Source organism: Bacillus sp. 5w2 (assembly GCF_054353775.1).
In genome coordinates this window covers 40,949-62,980 of the sequence record NZ_JBTIWT010000003.1, presented here as the reverse complement: position 1 = coordinate 62,980, position 22,032 = coordinate 40,949, and the positions used below count along the sequence as shown (strand labels likewise).

Annotated in this window: 18 protein-coding genes; 13 read left to right on the top strand and 5 right to left on the bottom strand. The window is 32.8% G+C overall.

All coding sequences use genetic code 11. From position 1 onward, the window contains the following. Positions 1 to 70: 70 nt before the first annotated feature. A complete protein-coding gene (locus ACXY7N_RS07700; protein ID WP_116349041.1) occupies positions 71 to 2,884 on the top strand; it encodes a dynamin family protein in 2,814 nt (937 codons plus the stop codon). A gap of 99 nt (positions 2,885 to 2,983) precedes the next feature. Here ACXY7N_RS07700 and ACXY7N_RS07695 read toward each other — a convergent pair whose 3' ends face one another. The 3 genes from ACXY7N_RS07695 to ACXY7N_RS07685 all read right to left on the bottom strand — a co-directional run bounded on the left by ACXY7N_RS07695 (position 2,984) and on the right by ACXY7N_RS07685 (position 7,773). Beyond that, positions 2,984 to 4,903, bottom strand: coding sequence for an LTA synthase family protein (locus tag ACXY7N_RS07695; protein WP_016135220.1), 1,920 nt, complete (start codon positions 4,901 to 4,903; stop codon positions 2,984 to 2,986). Between the two features lie 469 nt (positions 4,904 to 5,372). Continuing rightward, complete coding sequence (locus ACXY7N_RS07690; protein ID WP_016135219.1) at positions 5,373 to 6,710, bottom strand: NAD(P)/FAD-dependent oxidoreductase; 1,338 nt, start codon at positions 6,708 to 6,710, stop codon at positions 5,373 to 5,375. 265 nt (positions 6,711 to 6,975) lie between these two features. Beyond that, complete coding sequence (locus tag ACXY7N_RS07685) at positions 6,976 to 7,773, bottom strand: cell wall hydrolase (RefSeq protein ID WP_016135218.1); 798 nt, start codon at positions 7,771 to 7,773, stop codon at positions 6,976 to 6,978. A 297-nt stretch (positions 7,774 to 8,070) separates the two neighbouring features. Between ACXY7N_RS07685 and ACXY7N_RS07680 the strand changes: the two genes are divergently transcribed. The 12 genes from ACXY7N_RS07680 (at position 8,071) to ACXY7N_RS07625 (ending at position 20,360) form a co-directional block, all read left to right on the top strand. Beyond that, complete coding sequence (locus ACXY7N_RS07680) at positions 8,071 to 9,912, top strand: S8 family peptidase (protein ID WP_016135217.1); 1,842 nt, start codon at positions 8,071 to 8,073, stop codon at positions 9,910 to 9,912. Between the two features lie 177 nt (positions 9,913 to 10,089). Continuing rightward, a complete protein-coding gene (locus tag ACXY7N_RS07675) occupies positions 10,090 to 11,070 on the top strand; it encodes a phosphatidylinositol-specific phospholipase C (protein ID WP_016135216.1) in 981 nt (326 codons plus the stop codon). 233 nt (positions 11,071 to 11,303) lie between these two features. Further along, positions 11,304 to 13,019, top strand: coding sequence for a methyl-accepting chemotaxis protein (locus tag ACXY7N_RS07670; protein WP_016135215.1), 1,716 nt, complete (start codon positions 11,304 to 11,306; stop codon positions 13,017 to 13,019). A gap of 230 nt (positions 13,020 to 13,249) precedes the next feature. After that, complete coding sequence (locus ACXY7N_RS07665; protein ID WP_016135214.1) at positions 13,250 to 14,659, top strand: GH1 family beta-glucosidase; 1,410 nt, start codon at positions 13,250 to 13,252, stop codon at positions 14,657 to 14,659. A 30-nt stretch (positions 14,660 to 14,689) separates the two neighbouring features. Next, on the top strand, positions 14,690 to 15,397 hold the full coding sequence (locus tag ACXY7N_RS07660; protein WP_016135213.1) for a GntR family transcriptional regulator: 708 nt from the start codon (positions 14,690 to 14,692) through the stop codon (positions 15,395 to 15,397). Positions 15,398 to 15,604: 207 nt separating this feature from the next. Further along, positions 15,605 to 15,796 (top strand): hypothetical protein, encoded by a 192-nt coding sequence (locus ACXY7N_RS07655; protein WP_000006467.1) that lies wholly within the window; start codon positions 15,605 to 15,607, stop codon positions 15,794 to 15,796. Positions 15,797 to 15,849: 53 nt separating this feature from the next. Further along, positions 15,850 to 16,530, top strand: a complete 681-nt coding sequence (gene bshB2 / locus ACXY7N_RS07650; RefSeq protein ID WP_016135212.1) for a bacillithiol biosynthesis deacetylase BshB2 — start codon at positions 15,850 to 15,852, stop codon at positions 16,528 to 16,530. A 23-nt stretch (positions 16,531 to 16,553) separates the two neighbouring features. Then, the gene (locus ACXY7N_RS07645; RefSeq protein ID WP_016135211.1) at positions 16,554 to 17,327 is read left to right on the top strand and encodes an alpha/beta fold hydrolase; all 774 of its coding nucleotides are present in this window, start codon (positions 16,554 to 16,556) and stop codon (positions 17,325 to 17,327) included. Between the two features lie 68 nt (positions 17,328 to 17,395). Next, the gene (pdxR, locus tag ACXY7N_RS07640) at positions 17,396 to 18,832 is read left to right on the top strand and encodes a MocR-like pyridoxine biosynthesis transcription factor PdxR (protein WP_016135210.1); all 1,437 of its coding nucleotides are present in this window, start codon (positions 17,396 to 17,398) and stop codon (positions 18,830 to 18,832) included. A gap of 30 nt (positions 18,833 to 18,862) precedes the next feature. Beyond that, complete coding sequence (locus ACXY7N_RS07635; protein ID WP_016086668.1) at positions 18,863 to 19,219, top strand: CidA/LrgA family holin-like protein; 357 nt, start codon at positions 18,863 to 18,865, stop codon at positions 19,217 to 19,219. 23 nt (positions 19,220 to 19,242) lie between these two features. After that, complete coding sequence (locus ACXY7N_RS07630) at positions 19,243 to 19,914, top strand: LrgB family protein (protein ID WP_488592357.1); 672 nt, start codon at positions 19,243 to 19,245, stop codon at positions 19,912 to 19,914. A 20-nt stretch (positions 19,915 to 19,934) separates the two neighbouring features. Continuing rightward, complete coding sequence (locus ACXY7N_RS07625) at positions 19,935 to 20,360, top strand: YfmQ family protein (protein WP_088084168.1); 426 nt, start codon at positions 19,935 to 19,937, stop codon at positions 20,358 to 20,360. Positions 20,361 to 20,382: 22 nt separating this feature from the next. Here the strand turns inward: ACXY7N_RS07625 and ACXY7N_RS07620 are convergent, their stop codons facing one another. After that, complete coding sequence (locus ACXY7N_RS07620) at positions 20,383 to 20,853, bottom strand: CBO0543 family protein (RefSeq protein ID WP_098412991.1); 471 nt, start codon at positions 20,851 to 20,853, stop codon at positions 20,383 to 20,385. After that, positions 20,759 to 21,937, bottom strand: coding sequence for a DUF2515 domain-containing protein (locus tag ACXY7N_RS07615; RefSeq protein ID WP_016086672.1), 1,179 nt, complete (start codon positions 21,935 to 21,937; stop codon positions 20,759 to 20,761). The genes ACXY7N_RS07620 and ACXY7N_RS07615 overlap by 95 nt, the downstream gene beginning before the upstream one ends. Positions 21,938 to 22,032 lie beyond the last annotated feature (95 nt).

Below are 22,032 nucleotides of genomic sequence, written 5' to 3'. Positions count from 1 at the left end.
AAATTTTCCAGAAGATATTCTTTGTTAAGATAAAAAGCATACATACAAAAAGTATTGACATATCTTAAAAATGTATTTTCAAGATATAGTGGGGGAAAAGATGAGAGTAGAAAAACAATTAATAAAAAAGATGTATTATGAAACATTCCTAATGGAGAATGAAACAAAACAACCTCTTGACGTACTTGGAGAAGTTTATGTAAACGAAGAAAAAAATGAGATTTCGGATGGATCTTACATTCGTTTTGCACAAGGTGAATTTTACTATCGTCATCAAGATTTTGAAGCAGCTATTTTTAAATGGGAGAAGGTTCGTAATGAATTAGAACCATGGGCACAAAAAAATATTGCGGATGCTTATTTCGAACTGAATCAATTATCAGTTGCTGAAAATGTTTATACTTCCATTACTACTGATAATAAAATATTGATGACTGAAATTGGACTGCAATTACTTTCTCTTTATATCGAGCAAAATAATTTTGACTCAGCTTTCGCTGTTATTAAAGAAGCAGTTACTTTAAATCCCGATTATCCGAATGTCACAAAAATTGCCCGTTCCTTTTATGAGGAACAACAAGATTTTGATAGTGCTGTAGAGCTTGCTGTGAATGAGTTAATTCGAACAGAATCTTATCCATGGTTTGAGGTGTTAAAAGGATATATCGATAAAGGGTTTACTAAACATATTTCACCAGATTATTTTTATGATGCATTAGTTACATTAAATAATATAGATCAAGTACAATTTACACAAATGGTTTCATCACTTTGGAACAGTTACAGAAATGAACAAAATTACTTATTGTGGCTTAACACAATAAATGAATTTTTCTTACATATTGAAATACATTCGTCCGATATATGGGACAAAATTTCTTCTCTTTACGAAGAAACATACTTTGTATTAATTCAAGGGAAATATATGCTTAGACAATTACACGATATCATTCCAAATCTTTTAACAAATTGGTTAAAAGTAGTTAATCCGTCTTATGCTGTATTTCCATCAGCAGCTGTATTGGCATGGGATGAGAGTTTTCCTTCCCAAATAGATTCAGCAAATATAAAACATGCGGAAAACCTGCTGTCATATTCTATTAATCATGTGAATGGTTTAGAGTACAGTTTACATCTTTTTGAATCTATTACACAGTGGGCACAAAAGCACAATATAGAAATAGGTCACCGATTTAGATGGTTAGTTGACGAACTCGCAGATTTAAGAACAAATCGTATTTTAGTAACGGGAACTTCAGGGAACGGAAAAACTACATTTATCAACTCTATATTAGGAGAAAATATATTAGAAAAATCAATTTCAAATGTAGTAGTTTTAAAAAATGATGCTCATACAGAAATTAACGCCATAACAGACGCTGCAATTACAACAACGGAAGATATCTCTGATTACCATAATATGATGTCTCAGCACCATCAAACATATAGAGATAGAGCATGTGTTGAATTTAAATTACCATGCAGATTTTTAAGTGAAAATAAACTTACATTTGTAGTTACACCTGGCTTTAATAGGAATAACGACACTAGGGATGAGGTATTTGAATATCTGAATTCTGTGGATGAATTATTATTTGTATTGAATGCGGATTCACCTTTTACTGATAAAGAGCGTGATATTCTATTAAGCATTCAAGAACATACACCAAATTTACAAGTGCATTTCTTATTAAATAAAATCGATAACATTTATAGTGAAGCAGAAGTGAAAAGAGTATTACATGATACAGCAGCGAGAATAAACACATATTTCCCGCATGCGAGGATTTTCCCTTACTCTTCGTTATATACAAGTAGTCAACAATTGAATGAATTAACAGAGTTTGTTCACTTTAACTTTAAACATAAAAATATCGATGCAGAACGTACTGAAAAGCTATTGTTTTTCATTCGAAAAACAATTACATATCTTTTGGATAAACGCGTTGAGAAAGAAAATAATCTAGTGGATACTATGAATTGGAATGAAGATATGCTAGTGAAACTAAACGGTAGCATTAATAACCTTACTGCATTTGAGAGGGAAAAAATTCATTTCATTACACAATCATATCGTACAATGAAAACTGAAATTGCGAATGATCTTACTGAAAATATTCCGAAGATATTACAGGGTTGTTCAGATTTAATGAGTGAAGAAAGCGATTTCGGTCATATGGATATGGAACTAAATAAAGCAATGAATGAAAGAGTGCATAAATATTTAGAACAAACTGTATTACCTAATCTTGCTCTTTCTATGCAAAATTGGATTGCAACTTCTAATAATGAGCTCCTTCAAAGTCAATCGTACTTAGAAGAACTTAGTGAAGGACTTAATTCTTTATTTGGAGAAAATCGAGTACAGTTAGAATGTGATTTTAAAGTGCTAGATGACTGGCGCAGAGATACTGACAGAATGACGACTAGAATACAAATGGATGAAGTAAATATTTTACGTCGATTTACGCCAGCACAATTTTTACTGAAAAGTGCCGGTAAATTATTTGGAGTTCTTCCTAAAAACAAAGCTATGCTATATAACAAATACAAACAGTATGTAGAAAATGAAGATTATACCGAGGTAACGGATTCTATTATGAAGAAATTTTTCTTGCAATTTGAGCTATTTGAAAACACACAAGAGCGAGATATTCATATATTCTTTAGGAATCCATTTAACTCCTTGAAACAAGCTGTAGAAAATACACAATTAGAAATACAAGAAAAACAGGAGATGTTACATAAAATGAAATCAAATCCTGAAGTTTATCATGATTCTATCATGCTCTTTGAATTGAGATTACGTCAATGTGAAGTGATTTTAAATATAGGTGATGATTATACTTATACAGATGTAACTTTAGAAACAAGTGTAGAATAAAAGTAAAATATATAAGATTGTTTATTTGAAATTGCATCGCATGTTATAAGAGAGTAAAAGGGAGCAACTGCAATGAGTTGCTCCCTTTTCATATTAAGATTATTTTTTAGTCTCTTTAATTTTAGTTTGTACTTCGCCAGTTTTAATTTTATTACTTTCTGAGAAACGTAATAAATCGCCTTCAATAATTTTGTCAGACATTCTTAATTCATTTTGTGCACGGTTAATGAGTGCTTGTGCTTCTTTTTTTGGTAAATCTACAATTTCACCTGTTATGCGGTCATAGAAAGTGTTGTTTTTGTAGGCATACTTGTCTGTAATAAAGCTACCATCACGTAAAACAACAAAACCGGTATATTCATCTGAAAACATATCATGGCCAAAACGGATATCGTTCGTAGTATCAATCCCTAATAAATTTAGAATAGTAGGTTTCATATCGATTTGTCCCGTAGGCTTTGAAATCGTTTGACCTTCTGTTTGTCCAGGGACATGAATATATAAAGGTGTGCGTTGTAAATTTAAAGTATCAAATTCGGTTATTTGATCTTTTTCTAAAAACTGTGCCATTGCACGATTATGTTTTTCAGAAATGCCATAATGATCACCGTATAACACAATAATAGAATCATCATACATTCCCTCGGCTTTTAAACGCTCAATAAATTTTTTAATGGATTCGTCTAAGTAACGTGCTGTTACGATATAACGATCAAATACACCATTACCAGAGTTATATGGTTCAATGAATTTTGTATCTTCATCATACGTAAATGGATAATGGTTCGTTAAAGTAAGGAAACGAGCGTAAAATGGTTGATCAACAGTTTTTAATATATCTACTGATTGATCAAAGTATTCGATATCTTTTAATCCCCAATTTAAATTTGTTTCGGGCGTAATTTTGTAATCAAGTTCATTATAGTAACGATCATAACCGAGAGCAGAGTACATGATATTACGATTCCAAAATGTGGCGTTATTCGCATGGAATACAGAAGTGAAATAACCTTGCTGACGTAAAATTTCTGGAGTCGCAGTATAATCATTGTTACCGTGTGTGAAAAATACAGCTCCTCGATTTAATGGATACAACGACGTATCGATTAGAAATTCAGAATCGGATGTTTTTCCTTGTCCAGTTTGATGGAAAAAGTTATCAAAGTAATAGCTTTCATTTATGAATTCATTCAAGAATGGCGTAACTTCTTGGCCGTTAACTGATGCGCCTATTAAAAAGGTTTGCAGGGATTCAAGAGTAACGACAATTACGTTTTTTCCTTTCGCTGCACCAAACATATTAGGGTTTGGCTCACTTTGGTTTGCCTTTACGTAGTTTTCAGTTTCTTGTAATTTACTACTATCAGCAAGTGCCTTTTGTGACCCTGCTTTTACTTGCAGTGTTAAATCATAAACTTGATGCGTGTATAGTCCTAAGTTTTTAACAAGCATGACTCGGTCGAATGATCTCGTTAATAGTTCCGGTCGCTCTTTTTCTGCAAGATGTAGATTTACAAAAAATACACCAATCGTTAAGAGAAAATATAACAAGCGTGCGGAATGAGTTACGCGTCCTGTTTGGAAGACTAATGACTTCTTCTTTAATAAAATAAAGAAGAAAATAATGTCTACGAATGCGAGAATAATTTTGTAGTTCAATATTTCTATAATACTGCCGCCTAATTGACCAAAGTTTGATGTTTGTCCAAGTACTGGTAACGTAACAAAATCACTATAAAAATCATAGAACATTACATTTCCAACGAGTACGATTGTTAATAAGAAGTTAATACATAGCGCGATATAATTTCGCTTTTCACCGGTTGTAAATAATGCTAATCCGACAAAAGCTAATGATGCAGCGAGAGGGCTAATAAACAAAATAAGCTCTTGTGTAGAAGACTCAATTTTTAAATCAAAACTGAACCTTGTAATAAGATATGTTTTTAACCATACTGCTAAAGCAATTATTAAAACAAAGCTTATATTTTGCATTTGTAAATTGATTTTATTTTTCATTTTTACTCCTTCTTTATACAATTTATTTAACTTGTGTTATATATTATATTTTTATAACTATTAGAGTGTAATGAACCATTTAGCTAATGGTTTCTAAAGGTAATAATATAAAGTATTCATATACATACAATAGGGAATTTTAAAGCATAAATCTGTTTTTTTAGAACAGAGCAGAAAAAGTCATAGTTGTAGTAAAAAATACTTATAGACATCCTAACATATTAAACACTATGGTGATGTTACAAAATATCGAACAAATGAAGGTGGAAATGAATAGAGGCTTTTAAAACTGTTGACATTCAATTTGTTAGAATTGAATGTCAATAGTTTTACATACACGGTTATATTAGATATGTATCTCGTAAAATCCCGATTCTTTGCGGGATAATCGTTAGCGGGGGGACGATAAGGTACATAAATAAAGCATTATGGAAGTTAAAATATTTGATTGCTATCTTAATGAAAGAATTTAATTGTCATATAAATATTTTCCAACATACAACCCACTTGCAGCGGCTTGAGATAATGAATGAGTGACGCCTGAACAATCTCCAACTAAAAATAGTCCATGCACACTTGTTTCAAAATGGTTATTGATTTTTATCGTAGGAGCATAGAACTTTCCGTCAATTCCATATAATAAAGTATCTTTATCGATCGGTTCTTGGATAAATTGTTCTAAGCGTAATAAAAATTCTTTAAGTCCTTTAATATATAATGGAGGAATTTCTGTATTCAAATCTCCATAATCTCCTTTTAGTGTAGGCTGTATACGGTTATGTTTCATGTCGTTCGCTGTTGTAGGTTGTTTTTTTAGTAAGTCCTCTAAGCGCTGTATAACAATCCGATCTCGTCCTTGGTTAATGTTTTTTATAATTGAACTTGCGTATACATTTGCTTCTTTGAGAGTTGAAAAATAGCGCGGGATAAATAAAGTGAAATTTAAGTTAGGTGTGCCAGTTCCTTTCTCCCGAAAATTTTGACCGTCAGGCATAACTAAACCTTCTTCGTACTTTCTAATAATACGTCCTTTTGGATTCATACAGTACGTAGTTGCTGTGAAATCTTCATGCTCATAAGAAAGTTTTGTCTCAAATGTATCTTTTAATATAGAGCGTAATTGGTGTTCTTTCATCTCTACTCTAATACCTAAATCTACACGAATTTGTTCTTGAGAAATATTTAGAGAAGTGCACATTTCTTTTAACCAATCCGCTCCGGAACGTCCAGTTGCAAATACTAGTTGCTTAGATTGAACTGTTCCTTCATTTGTCTCTATTGTAAAATGATCTTTCTGTTTCATAATGTGTTGTACATCTATATGAAATTGTATATTTATTTTCGTAAGTAAAAATTCATAGAGCTGCTGAAAAATGTCACTTGAAAGTGTAGTGCCAAGGTGCCTTACTTCTGTTGTTAGCATTTGTAAACCGCACGCTTCAGCTCTCTTATTAAGAGTTGGATTTTCCGTAGAATATTTTGAAACAGAACTTCCTCCGAACTGACATAGAATTTCATCTACTTCAGCCATAAGTTGTATAAAGCCTTCTTTACCGACTTTTTGCTCAAGTTCTCCGCCAAATCCGTTTGTATAATTAAATTTCCCTTCAGATTTTCCTAAACCACCAAACCCAAAATATTTATCGCATGTAGTACAATTACACACTTTTCCTTGGTCTAAAGGACAATGGCGATCTTCTAGCGCCTTACCTTTATCAAGAATTAAAACCTTTTTGTTACTTTTAGCTAGTGAATAAGCCATAAAAATGCTACTTACTCCAGCACCGATAATTGTAACATCATACATTTTCTTTCACCTGCTAACGAATAGTTTGTTTTTTATTTTTCTAGTGTATAACAATTTTATGAAGTTAAGAAATAGCTTTTATTAATAAAGAGAGAGTTTTTGAACTTGATGCTTTTTTAATTTCTCCGATGGGTGAAGTAAATACAAATGTTTTTATTTGAAAGAAGAAATGGTTTTAAAGGATCACTATGTCATATGATTAATAAAATTTTACATATAAAAAACAGACCTTTAAAGTGAAGAGGTCTGTTAATGATTTCAAATCTTATTTAGCGAAGACATGGTTACCGATTACTGCTACTGTTTGACGTGTCGTAATCCATTTGTCTGTTGATGTTTTTGGGTTATAGAAATAAAGCCAATCAGAATGTATTCCATTTGTGGAGATAGCCTCTTCTACTGCCATTTTTGCTTCTGGGCTCGCAGGATGATTAATTCTTCCATCTGTAACAGGAGTAAATGCATATCCGTGTTTAATAGGTTCATAAATAACGCCTGTTATTGTATTTGGAAAACCTTTTGCGTTTACACGATTTAGTATAACTTTTGCTACAGCCACTTTTCCTTTATAGGATTCGCCACCTGCTTCAGCGGTAACTAAGCGTGCCATTAAGTCTTTTTCTCTTTCTGAAATGCTTGAGTTAATTTTCAAATGTTGTCCCGTATAAAGTTTGTTTCCGACTGTATTGTTGATTTGTTTTATAGATTGAACGGTAACATTGTAACGCTTTGCTATCGTTTCTAATGAATCTCCCTGTTGTACTTGATAAATAATTTGTCCAGAAATGTTTGCAGGTTTGACGTTTTGACGAACGGTAATTTCATTTGAGTTCGTGGACCCTGGAATATTTAACTGTTCGCCAATGAAAGTTTGATCGTTTCCTTTATTATTAGCCTGTTTAATGGATTGTATTGAAACGCCGTATTGTTTACTAATGCCCCAAAGTGTATCATTCTTTTTTACTGTGTGAATGGTAGAAGCTTCAGCTGTACTTTGATTACATACGAATGTAATTGCAGCTGCAGATAAAGGGATTATATGTTTTATTTTTAATAATTTCATTGTAAATCCTCCTAGGAAAAATAAGGTGAAACAGTTAAGTAATGTAGTTCAGAATTTATATGTATAATATTTTAATATAAGTATATTAGCACGTATAAAATAAATAATCATTATAAGTTTCTTATTTAGTTAGTTCAGAGTCCGAATATGAAATATTGCATATGAAAATACATTGAAGTTCATATTGCTGATTACTATAATCTATTTAGTAGAAGGATAACTTTATATGTTATAGAAATTAAATCATTATAGATTAATATAATGATTTAATAGTTTGTCAATTGGAGGAGTGATGTAATGAATATATTTAAAAGAATATCTGTTTCAGTTGTAATCATTTCAATATGTTTAGGAATAGGAGGTATTGTCAATATTGTAAATGCTGATTCTATAGAACAGCAGGGTAAATTAGGAATAGAGCAAGAAGCAGGTAAGCAAATCATTGTAAAATTTAGAGCAGATTTGAAATTGCCATATGAAGATGGTATTGAAAAACAGATACAAGATCAAGCAAGTGACAAAGTACTAGAAGATCTTTTGGTAGAATATCCAGATGCAACATTTACTCGTTTATTTACATCTGTAAGTCCAGAAGAAATACAAGACCTTGAAGTGAAAGCACCTAATAATGTATCTACAAGTTTATTAAACTACTATATTCTTCGAAATCAAAATAGTGGGCATGAAGAAGAACTAGTAGATAAGCTAAAGGCATCTTCTTTAATAGAAGATGTGTATATGAAGAAACAAGAAAAAATAACGCCACCAGAAGTACAACCATCAAATGTATCTCTTAATCCTAATAATAATCCTAGATTTAAAAAACAAGGATATCTTGAAGCAGCCCCATACGGTATTAATGCGTCTTTCGCCTGGGGAGTTCAAGGTGGAAATGGAAATGGTATAACTTTTGTTGATATGGAATATGGTTGGTTATTAAATCATGAGGATTTAGTACATCAAAATATTGAATTAATGTCTGGAATAAATATAGATCAACATGTCGGCCATGGGACGTCTGTACTAGGAATTGTATCCTCTGAGGACAACGAAGTTGGGAATATTGGGATTGCGCCAAAAGCGAAAGCAAAGGTGATTTCTCAAATAAGAGATAACGGACAGTATAATACAGCTGATGCAATATTAAGTGCTGTAAATCATTTAGAAGCTGGGGATGTTTTATTATTAGAGGCACAAGCTTCCTTTGATGGATATGGTGATAAATATTTACCTGTTGAAGTACAACCAGATATCTTTGATGCAATTCGTGCTGGTACAGATAAAGGTGTTGTCATTATAGAGGCTGGAGCAAATGGTTGGAATGATTTAGATCAATTTAAAGATAGAAATGGTAAACAAATTTTAAATCGCAATAGTAAAGATTTTAAAGATTCAGGTGCAATTATGGTAGGAGCGGGCTCTTCATCTTTCCCTCACGAGCGCATGTGGTTTTCGAATTATGGAAGCCGTATTGATGTGTATGGCTGGGGAGAAAACGTAGATACAACTACAGCTGAGCAAAGTCGAAGTGCTGTAAATCTTTATACATCTAGCTTTAGTGGCACATCGAGTGCTTCGCCTATTATTGCCGGAGCAGCGACTTTAGTACAAAGCATTGCTAAAGAAAATTTAGGACAACCATATAGACCAAGTGAACTAAGAGCAATATTAAGCAACCACAACACAGGAACAAAATCTAAAGATCCATATTTAGATAAAATTGGTGTTTTACCAGATTTGAAGTCTATACTAGTAAACTTAGGGTATGGACAAAGAAAACCAAACGGTGGGAATGAGTTACAAGTAACAGAAAATGAACCAAATAATGAGCCTAGACAGGCAAATAAAGTTAACATTCATACACCGGTGAAAGGAACGCTACATAATAGGGATAATGTAGATGTATTTACTTTCCAAATTGACTTACCGGAAAATATTAATATTTCTCTACTAAATGAACAAAATATCGGAATGACATGGGTACTTCATCATGAATCAGATTTAAATAACTATGTAGCATATGGTGAAAATGAAGGAAATGTAGTTAAAGGAACTTATAATGCAAAGCCAGGTAAATATTATTTATACGTCTATAAGTATGAGAATAAAGATGGTTCATATGTATTGAACATAAATTAAACGAAAGGAACTTCAGATGAAGTTCCTTTAAATTTTTCTAACTCAGGATATGTGAATGACTTTTTAACTTTACTTCTATGCAATATTTCATACTTATAAAATGTTATTTATTTTTTACTTACCAGATTATATTATATTCAATAAGTTTGATATAAAAGGGAAAAAGGAGGAAGAATAATGAGCAGTAAGAAATTTATTTTGAAATTATTCATATGTAGTACGATATTTATCACATTTGTATTTGCGTTACATGATAAGCAAGTAGTTGCGGCTATCTCTGTTAATGAGCTTGAAAATTGGTCAAAATGGATGCAACCTATACCTGATAATATCCCGTTAGCACGAATTTCAATTCCAGGAACACATGATAGTGGAACGTTCAAGTTGCAAAATCCGATTAAGCAAGTATGGGGAATGACGCAAGAATATGATTTTCGTTACCAAATGGATCATGGAGCTAGAATTTTTGATATAAGAGGACGTTTAACAGACGATAATACGGTAGTACTTCATCATGGGCCATTATACCTTTATGTAACAATGCATGAATTCATAAACGAAGCGAAACAATTTCTAAAAGATAACCCAAGTGAAACGATTATTATGTCTTTAAAAAAAGAGTATGAGGATATGAAAGGGGCAGAAGGTTCATTTAGTAGTACGTTTGAAAAAAAATATTTTGTTGATCCTATCTTTTTAAAAACAGACGGAAATATAAAATTGGGAGATGCTCGTGGGAAAATTGTACTACTAAAAAGATATAGTGGTAGTAATGAATCTGGAGGATATAATAATTTTTATTGGCCAGATAATGAGACGTTTACTACAACTGTAAATCAAAATGTAAATGTAACAGTACAAGATAAATATAAAGTGAGTTATGATGAGAAAGTAAAATCTATTAAAGATACGATAAATGAAACGATGAACAATAGTGAGGATTTAAATCATCTATATATTAATTTTACAAGCTTGTCTTCTGGTGGTACAGCATGGAATAGTCCATATTACTATGCCTCTTATATAAATCCTGAAATTGCGGCATATATTAAACAAGAGGATTCAAAAAGAGTTGGTTGGATTATCCAAGATTATATTAGTGATAAATGGTCACCGATTCTCTATCAAGAAGTTATAAGAACTAATAAGTCGCTTTAATTTTCACCATAATTTCATAGAAACAATGTAACGCTATTAAAAGTCTTGTGGAATTCCCATAAGACTTTTTAGTATTTGATATTATGAGAATCAAAGTTCTTTGAATAGGTTTATATAATAATTTAATGCAGTTATAAGATCGATACGAAAAAAATGTCGATAAATGTCGATAAATGTCGATTATTATTGTAATATAAAACACATAAATATAATATACAGATGAGGTGGATTTGTTGTCTTTTATTAAAAATAGTAAAATAGGAACGAAATTAAATGTGTTAGTCATTATATCGAGTTTTGCTTGTATCATGTTATCTTCACTGGGGTTTTTAGGGCTTCAAAAAGGTGAAAATACATCTTCTAGTATGTATGATGAAAGGCTATTACCAATTGAATGGATAGGAACTGTAGAATCAAATTTTTACCATGTTAATATGAATTTTATGGAGATTATGATATCGAAAGATGAAAAAAGAATGAAAGAACTAATAACAGAAATGGATAAAACTAGGAAAGAAAATGATGATTTATTAAAACAATTTGAAACTAGAATTAGTTCTCATAAAGAAAAGGACTTGTATAATGCATTCCAAAGTCAATTCAAAGATTTAAGAATACAAATGAAGAAAGCACAGGACTTGGGACTGACTAATAATGAAGAAGCGTATAGCTATTATTTAAAAGAAATTGAGCCTAATATGGGAAAAACAATTCAGTCTATTCGTGAACTTATTTTATATAATAATACCGCGGCTGAACAACTACAAAAAGAGAATGTTAATAGTGTGAAAAATACAAAAATAATATTTATAATTATTTCATTTGTTGGAATCATAATAATCATTTTTATTGGTTTTATAATAAAAAATGCTATAAAAAAACCTATTGTATTATTACAAAAAGATATGGAACGAGTATCTGCTGGAGATTTAACAATTCGAACTTCTTATAAATCCGAGAACGAATTAGGCCATATTGTACAATCCTTTAATAGTATGTTAGATAACTTGCAACAATTAGTCGGTCAGGTGAAGGTCACAGCGAAAGAAGTGATTATTTCAACTGAAAATATGCTACAAGAGACAAAAACGGCAGCACATATATCAAACGAGGTTGTTCGAACTACTTCTGAAATAAATAAAGAAATAAAGGGACAAGTGACTAGTATTCAAGAAAGTTCAACTTCGATGGAAGAAATTACAACTGGAGTTCAAACGGTAGCTGAATCTTCAGCGATGGTTGCTGAAGTTGCTGTTGCAACAATAGACCAAGCAAATTCTGGTAGTGAAGTTATAAAACAATCTATTCGTCAAATGAATAGTGTGAATGAAGTTGTCGAAGAAACTTCTAAGGTCATTGATAGACTTGTTACACGTACACAACAAATTGAAGAAGCGCTAGATATTATTACTAATATTGCGGAACAAACGAATTTACTCGCCTTAAATGCTGCAATTGAGGCAGCACGCGCCGGAGAAAATGGAAAAGGATTTGCAGTAGTTGCAGCTGAAGTAAGAGGTCTGGCTGAGAAATCTAAAACATCTGTAAATGATATAAATAATTTAATACGTTTTATACATCAAGATACACAGGATACAGTTCATGTAATGAAAAAAGGTCAAGAACAGGCTAGTGGTGGTAAAGAAGCAGCACATAAGGCAGAACTCGCATTTTCATCTATTATGCAAGATATTAATAGAATAACGTCTCAAATTCAAGAAGTGTCTGCTGCCACAGAAGAAATGTCTGCTGGGACAGAAGAAGTGAATGCCTCTTTATCAATAGTTTCTGAGACTGCAACACAAGTCGCACAAGAAACGAATCGAACGGTACAATCAATTCAAGCACAAGCCACATTGATTCAAGAAATAACGACGAAATCTAATGAAATGAAAAAGAAAGTCGAAAATTTAGAAATGCTAATTTCACAATTCATTATTGAAGAATAAGTCTGTTAACATTTATCATTAATATAAACTTTAAGATACTCAATATTGCTGCGTTGCGCAATTAAAAAAAGGACCTTCATAGGTTCTTTTTTTTATAAATGGTGTGAATGCTATGTTTAATTATAGTGAAAAGCAGAAACTTATTATATAATAATTATTTAAATTTGTACCTATAAATTTTATATGTAATAATGAATTTGATTTATTCTAATAAAATGGAGGTATATACTATGAAGTTTCCACATGATTTTTTATTCGGAGCTGCTTCAGCTTCTTATCAAGTAGAAGGTGCATGGAATGATGATGGAAAAGGTGTTACGAATTGGGATGAGTTTTCAAAAATTCCTGGCAAAACATACAATGGAACAAATGGTGATGTAGCGGTTGATCATTATCATCGATATAAGGAAGATGTTCGTTTAATGGCTGAGATGGGATTGGAATCGTATCGTTTTTCGATTTCTTGGGCGAGAATATTGCCGACTGGAGATGGAGAGGTAAATGAAAAAGGAATTAAATTTTATAACAATTTAATTGATGAATGTTTAAAGTACGGAATTGTACCGTTTGTCACTTTATATCATTGGGATCTACCATTACCGTTAGAAAAAGATGGTGGGTGGACGAATAAACGAACAGCAGAGGCTTTTGTAAAGTATGCAGAAATTTGCTTTAAGGCATTTGGGGATAGAGTAAAACATTGGATTACTTTTAATGAAACAGTAATGTTTTGTGGATTAGGCTATTTAAAAGGTGCACATCCACCAGGAATACAAAATGATGTTCCAAAGTATTTTCAAGCGACTCATTATGTATTTTATGCGCATGCGAAAACAGTTGCGGTGTACAAGCAGCTGAAACAGTATGGGGAAATTGGGATTACACATGTTTTCTTACCTGCTTATAGTGTAGATGATCAAAAAGAAAATATACTAGCAGCAAATCATGCGAATGAATATGAAACGTATTGGTACTATGATCCAATTTTAAAAGGCGAGTATCCGTCTTATGTTGTACAACAATTAAAGGAAAAAGGGTGGACTCCTAATTGGACGGTTGGAGAATTAGAAATCATTAAACAAAATGCCGAAAAGAATGATTTTATTGGCTTGAATTATTATCAACCAATACGAGTAGAAAGATACGATATGGATATAAAGAGCGAGGAGCATTCTCGAGAAAGCTCAACACTTGCTCCAGGTAATCCTTCTTTTGATAGTTTTTATCGAACGGTTAAAATGGATGATAAAACATATACAAAATGGGGATGGGAAATATCTCCCGAAGGTTTCTTAGATGGATTGCATACGTTGAAAGAGCGTTACGGTGACATAAAGATGTATGTAACGGAAAATGGACTTGGTGATGAAGATCCAGTCATTGACGGAGAAATTGTAGATGTTCCGAGAATTAAATTTATTGAAGAGCATTTAAAAGTAATAAAGCGTGCAATTGAAGAGGGAATCAATTTAAAAGGTTATTATGCATGGTCAGTGATTGACCTTTTAAGTTGGTTAAACGGATATAAAAAGCAATATGGCTTTATTTTTGTCGATCATAATGATAACTTAAAACGTAAGAAGAAACTTTCGTTTCATTGGTATAAACATGTGATCGAAACGAGAGGAGAAGAGTTATAACAGATAAAAGAGTATTTTAGGAGAAACTGTATGAGTGCAAAGTATAAACAAATTGCAGATGTGTTAGAGCAAAACATTCGAGACGGGCTTTTTAATGAAACGAAAAAACTACCTACAGAAGAAGCGTTGATGAATCGATTTGAAGTAAGCCGTAATACGATACGTAAAGTAATTAGTCAGCTTGTGAATAGAGGTTATATTTTTCAAGTGCAGGGTAGTGGTATGTTTTTACGTGAAACTTCTGTAACAGATTATATTAATTTAGGAAGTTTACGTGGATTAACGAAAAATCTCGTTTCGCAAAATATTGAAACGAAAGTGTTAGAGCTTGAAGTAATAGATGCGGACGAAGAGATAGCAAAGCGGATGCAATGTGAAGCTGGAACTAGGATATATTTTTTGAAGCGCTTAAGAATTGTAGATGCTAAACCATTCTCTATTGAAGTAAGTTATTTCAAAAAGGATATTATTCCATATTTGAATGAAGAAATAGCATTAAGCTCTGTATACAGTTATTTCATTGAAGATTTACAATTAAATATTGGTTTTGCCGATAAAGTTATTAGTTGTGAAAAAGTAAATAAAGAAAATGCAAAGCTTTTAGAATTAAATGAAGGTGATCCGGCGCTTCTTATTGAAAATACAGTTTGTCTTGTAAACGGGACAATTTTCGAGTTATCTCAATCGATGTTTCATTATGAAAAGACTAAACTTTTAAATCGAATTAATTTCAAATAAAAATAATTTATCGTGTAAAAAAGCAACTGCTCCTAAGTGATCAGTTGCTTTTTATTTTCAAAGTGGATGAGCAAAAAAACACGAAAGTGGTTGGTCCGTTTTTTACAAACATCTATTATGATAAGAGAAGAAAGGTAGTATGTTATCAACATTTTAAAGAGGAAGTTCTTTATTAAAATAGACTTTCCTTAGAGAGGTGAAAATACAATGAGTTTTGCAATTTCACTAGTGGTTATTATTGTAATTGTATCGCTGTTTGGGACCGTGCTAGTTGCACGAAATGTGGAGGAGAATTACGGCAAGTCTACAAAGAGAAATGTGAAAAACTTATCAACTATTTATATTATCCTTCTTTTCGTACTACTTGTTGGGGTAACGTGGTATGCGGTAGTGATTTAATAGCTTTTAAAGGACAAGGTTAATATTGTGTATGATGGAGGAGTATGATTTTGATGAAAAAGGAACGCCACGTTTTAATTGTTTTTCCACATCCAGATGATGAGTCATATTGCGTGGCAGGTACAATTTTAGCTTATGCGCAGCGAAATGTTCCTCTTACTTATGTTTGCTTAACGTTAGGTGAAATGGGGAGAGCGATGGGAAATCCTTCTTTTGCAACACGTGAATCATTATATGCTATACGAGAGAAAGAACTAAAGCGGGCTACAAATATTTTAGGGATTAAAGATTTACGCATGATGGGATATCGTGATAAAACTCTTGAATTTGAACCTCCCCGAGAGTTAAGGCGTGTAATACAAAAATGTGTAGAAGAATTGAATCCTTCATTGGTTATTTCTTTTTATCCGGGATATGCTGTTCATCCAGATCATGATGCAACAGGAGAAGCGGTAGCCGAGGCGTTAGCTAATATTCCGGAAAATAAAAGGCCAACATTTTATGCGGTAGCTTTTTCAAATAATCACGAAGCGGAAATAGGTAATCCGCATTTTAAAAATGAAGTGAAAGAATATGTTCCAAAAAAGCTCGAGGCATTGCAAGCACATGCATCACAATTTGCGACTAAAGTAACGGAACTGAAAAGAGAGTATGAAGATGGTGTGCGAGAAACAGTTGAATGGTTAGAACAAGAACCGTTCTGGATATATTCATTCAAAGATAAGAATAAGTGATGTTAAAGCTGAAGGTGATGAATATGTATTTTGAATATAAGAATCGAAAAATTTCTTACAATATAGAAGGATCGGGTCCTGTTATATTGTTATTACACGGTCTTGGTGGAAACGCAAACAATTGGCTATATCAAAGGCAATATTTCAAAGAGAATTGGACAGTGATTTCTCTTGATTTACCGGGGCATGGGAAATCTGAAGGGCTGGAATTTCCGTTTAAAGAATATGCAAATGTTTTGTATGAATTATGCAGTTATTTAAAGCTACAAAAAGTAGTCATTTGTGGTCTGTCAAAAGGTGCTAGAGCCGGTATCGATTTTGCTATTCAATATCCAGGTTTTGTTTCTAGCTTAATTGTTGTAAATGCATTTCCCTATTTGGAGCCTGAAGATCGAAAAAAACGACTTGAAGTATATGATTTACTTAGCTTGCATGATAATGGGAAAACATGGGCGGATACATTGTTGAAGGCAATGGGAGTAGCAAATAATGAAGTAATTGTCAGGGGATTTTATCAATCTTTACAGTCTATTAATCCGGTGCATATTCAAAGATTATTTGCTGAATTAGTAGATTATGATCAAAGACCATTTCTTTCAAATATTTCATGTCCTACTTTAATTATAAGAGGGGAAAATGATGATTTCGTTCCCGAGAAATATGTAAGAGAGTTTGAAAGACGTTTGAAAAATACAACTTTCATTGAGTTTAAAAATAGTGGACACTTACCTTATTTAGAACAGCCGATCAGCTTTAATATGACGGTAGAAAGATTTTTAAATCGTGGGCTTAATTAATACTATAGTTACAGTGAATACTGTTATTAGTGAGTAAAGTATAGTTCGTTTTGAGGGGAGGCAACAGGGTGAAATGGAAACCAAATCGTGCAGATAAGACGCCTGTATATAAACAAATAGCGGATTATATTGAAAGGGGTATTTCTTCAGGTGAGTTTCCTTCTGACAGCAAGTTACCTTCTGAGCGTATGTTAGCAAAAGAATTACAGGTGAACAGGAGTACGATAGTAGCTGCATATGAAGAATTAAAATCACTTGGAGTAGTGGAACGGCAAAAAGGAAGCGGAACACGGGTGAATACAGACATATGGGGTGTTTCACATAAACGAATACCGAACTGGGGTAGGTACGTTGAGGATGGATCGTTCTTACCTAATGTACCACTCGTTCAACAAATTCGAACGGAAACACAAAAAGATGACTTAATTAATTTAGCGAGTGGTGAATTGTCACCAGAATTAATTCCGAGTGATAGATTCCGAACGATTTTGTCCGAGAAAACATTTATGGAAAACCTGGGCTATGACCATCCACTTGGAAATGAAATGTTGAGAAAAACAATTGCAGCACATGTTCAGCAATATAAACAAATTGAAGCAGATTCGAATTCTATCCTTATTACATCTGGAGCGCAACAGGCACTTAATCTTATCGTTCAATGCTTATTAAAACCCGGCGATGCGATTGCAATTGAGGACCCTTCGTATTGTTTTTCACTGCCGATGTTTAAATCTGCTGGCTTAAAAATATTCCATTTACCTGTTGATCAGCATGGAATGAATCCAGATGACTTAATTGATTTGCATAAAAAGCATCGTATTCGTATGGTATTTTTAAATCCGGATTATCAAAATCCAACTGGAACTGTGCTTTCATTAGCAAGACGTAAAAAGATTTTAGAACTGTCTTCTGAATTCGGTATACCGATTGTAGAAGATGATCCTTATAGTTTAACTTCATTTAATGGAGAAGTGAATCCAACATTAAAATCAATGGATCAAAACGGGAATGTTCTTTATATAAGTTCATTATCAAAAGTTGTTGCATCAGGATTACGTATTGGCTGGGTAATTGGCCCTACGCGTGTAATAGAGCGTTTAGCGGATGCGAAGCAGCAAGTTGATTTTGGCCATAGCGTATTTACACAGTGGGTGGCAAATCAATTTTTAGAATCAGAAGATTTTCATGCACATATTACAATGCTTCGTGGACATTTGAAAGACAGAAGAGATGCGTTAATTAGAAAGCTTGAAGAAATATTAGGGGATCAGGTTGAATTTTTTGTTCCAGAGGGTGGAATACATTTATGGTGCAAAGTGCAAGGAACGTTTGATGAATATCATTTATTAGGTGAATCGATACGAAATGGTGTAGCATTTGTCCCAGGAAGTGTTTTAGGTACTAAGAATGAATATATTCGTTTTACTTTTGGGAGAGTAAATATCGAACAAATTCAACTGGGAATGACGAGGTTTGCGGAAACGTTAAATGAGATTTCAAAATAGAGATGCGTAATATTGAAATGAGGGAAAGAAATGAAGTACGTCACGCTTTTACTTCAAGTAGTCGTCCTATATGTATTTAGCTTAGTTGGTACCTGGATTCAAGGAGTATTCCATCTATCAATGCCAGGAAGTTTAATAGGGATGTTAATGCTGTTTCTGCTCCTTTCTACTCGTATTTTACCATTAAAGTGGTTTGAGGAAGGTGCGGAAAAGTTAATCATATTTTTACCGTTATTTCTAATTCCTTCAACAACAGGGCTGATGGAATACGGGTCCTTTCTTTTCAGTAAGGGCAGTAGTATATTCCTTTTAGTAGTTGCAAGCACGGTAGTAACTTTGATTGTTTCAGGGTATATAAGTCAATTATTAGTAACATCAAAAAAATAAAATCGACAAGGTGCACGATGCAAATGGTCTTAATTATTATTACTGTAGTAATGTATGTATTGGCGACAAAGTTATATAAAAAATTTACGTTTCCCTTTACGTTACCGGTGTTAACAGTTACAGCAATTATGATTTGTTTATTTTTGATTTTTGGTATTTCTCATCATGAGTATAGGGAAAATGGGGGAGACATTCTTTCAAGATTATTGAGCCCTGCAATCGTAGCGTTAGCGATACCTTTATTTAAAGAGAGAAAAATACTTATGAAAAACTTTTTGTCGATACTTATCGGTGTAGCAGTAGGTATAGTGGCTTTAACGAGTATGAATGTAGTGATTGGTGAGATGTTAAATATAGACAAGGAACTAATATTAACAACTTTACCACAATTAGCAACGATGCCTATTGCTATTTCATTAGCGGATCAAATTGGTGGTATTCCATCTATGACTTCTAGTTTTGTAGTTGTTGCAGGAATAACAGGTGCTATTATCGGACCAACAGTACTTAAGTTTTTCCGTATAACGAGTACGATTGGAAAAGGAGTAGGGATGGGCTGCGCGTCACATATTCTCGGTGTGAGCCGTCTTGTGAAGGAAGGAGAGAAAGAAGCGACGATCGGTTCGGTGACGATGATTGTAACGGGAATACTCATTAGTATATTCATACCGTATGGAACGAAATTTATTTTTTAAATGTAATGGAGATGATAACAATGACAACATGGTTTATAGTTACATTATTTATTTTTGGAGCTATTAAAGTATTAGTTTCTAGTATGCCCACTTCTGTTGTAGAATCAATTATTAGTAGATTTGAATTGCATCAAAAGCTTGAGGCGGAGAATACCTCTATATCGATAGATGGAAAAAATATAGAGGGAGAAACGAAACTACAAGTTATTCATGAATTTAATGAGGCTCTATTTTTAGATAAACACTATTTTCCGCCGCACGGGGAAGGAACACCAATCGTTATTAACACGAAGAAAGGGAATAAAGAGATTAAGTTTTCTCTGTATAGCCATGAAGAACATGTTGATGTAATAAAGCAATATAAAAAGAAAATCGTTGCTTATCGTTTACGTTCAAAAAGTCTTCAAAACCCTACATCATTAGTAATAACCGAAGAGTATGCTTAAGAAGAGATCTATAAGGATCTCTTTATTTTTGCACGAAATCATATACTTTCCAAATAAAAGAAAAGAAAATCATATAGCCAAATAAAGAATATGTATGATTCCAATCCAAGCTATGAATAAAGAAACCAAATCTTTCAGCAATCTGTTCAAAAATGCTAGCACAAATACCTATTAAAATAATAAAAAGAATTCTAGAAACTGCAGATAATGTTTTTGAAATTTGTATGAAAATCGTTGTTAAAATCGGTAGTACAAACAAAGTAAAGCCGATGTTAACTGAAAATATGGATGAGAATGGTCTAACCGGAAAGGAATATGTTTGTTTCGTAACAAAAAAAGCATCTAAGCAAGTTCCGATAATAGAAGAGAGTAAGATTGTAATGACTAATGCGAAAAGGTTATTCGTCTTCTCGAAGGAGAACATTTTTCTTTGCAAGAATGGCAAGTTCAATTTTTTCGAGTGTTTTACAGTAGTCTTCTGTAATTTGTCCATGTATATTTTCCTCCTTATCCACTAAATAATTTACGACTTGCCAGTCCGTAAACCAATCTTCACTGTCAACTTCTTCATGCTCTATATCTCGCCATGCATAGATGAGTGCAGGGCTGTATATACGATAAGCGCCATTACGCAACTGGCATTTCTTTATTCGGCGTTTATAAAACTCACGAGAAAAAGATTCATTCACACTTGAAAATAAATGAGGCCAGTAATCTTTCCTTGATCCTGTATGAGGATGGTGTTGGGCCCAGCTTATTACTTGAGATAAAACATGTGTATCCCGAAATAATAATGAATACAACCTTTTTCCAATTAAGATCCGTTCATGTAAGGAAGTGAAATGTTTCATTGTATCACCAAATAGTAATACTTTTTCTTTCTTATCATTTGCGTAGAATGGGAAAAGGATATGATTAAACTGAAAGAAATCAAATAGTTTAAATCCAATACTATTTAGTACAGTCTTTTTAAAGTGTACATTTTGAATCACTCTTTTTTCTAAGTAGTTTTGTTCATTAATAATAGTTGCAATCGCTAATGTTTGTTTGTTACCTGTTTTCCAAAAATTGTTCCACATCGTTTCCATAAATGTAGAAACATTTAGGTGAGGGAGAAGGTGAAATAGCTTTTGTGCTCTTTTTACACTTTGTTCATAAAGCAGAAATTGAGGATATACATCTTGGAAAATAAGCCAATTCCCTCTTTCTAAAAAAGAAAAAAATGTGATTTGATCTTTCTCTGATAAAATTTTTGTATATAAATCGCCCTTCAAATCAGTCATATTCCAACCGCCGTTACGTGATACCATATGCCCAAGTAGTGCCCAATGTATTTCTGGATATTGAACGTAAAATTGGTAGTATGCACGTGTTCTTGTGACATTATTTTTATTAAGCTGTCCTGTTTGTATTTTTATGTTGTTGATAATGAGTTGCTCTTCTTTCGTTAATTTATACATCGTGCCAGAAGGAATGAGTTTGCTTTTTTGTTTCAATTCATTTTTTACATCAAATAGGGAGAGAGGCAGTGCTTTGGAAGGTCCGTTATATGTATGATTTGAATTGCTTCGGTACATTCCGTTACCTCCCTTTTTATAAATTTAAACATGACTATTGGCTATGAATCATTCTATTTATTTTATTACGAGTATAAGAAATAAATGAGCGGTGT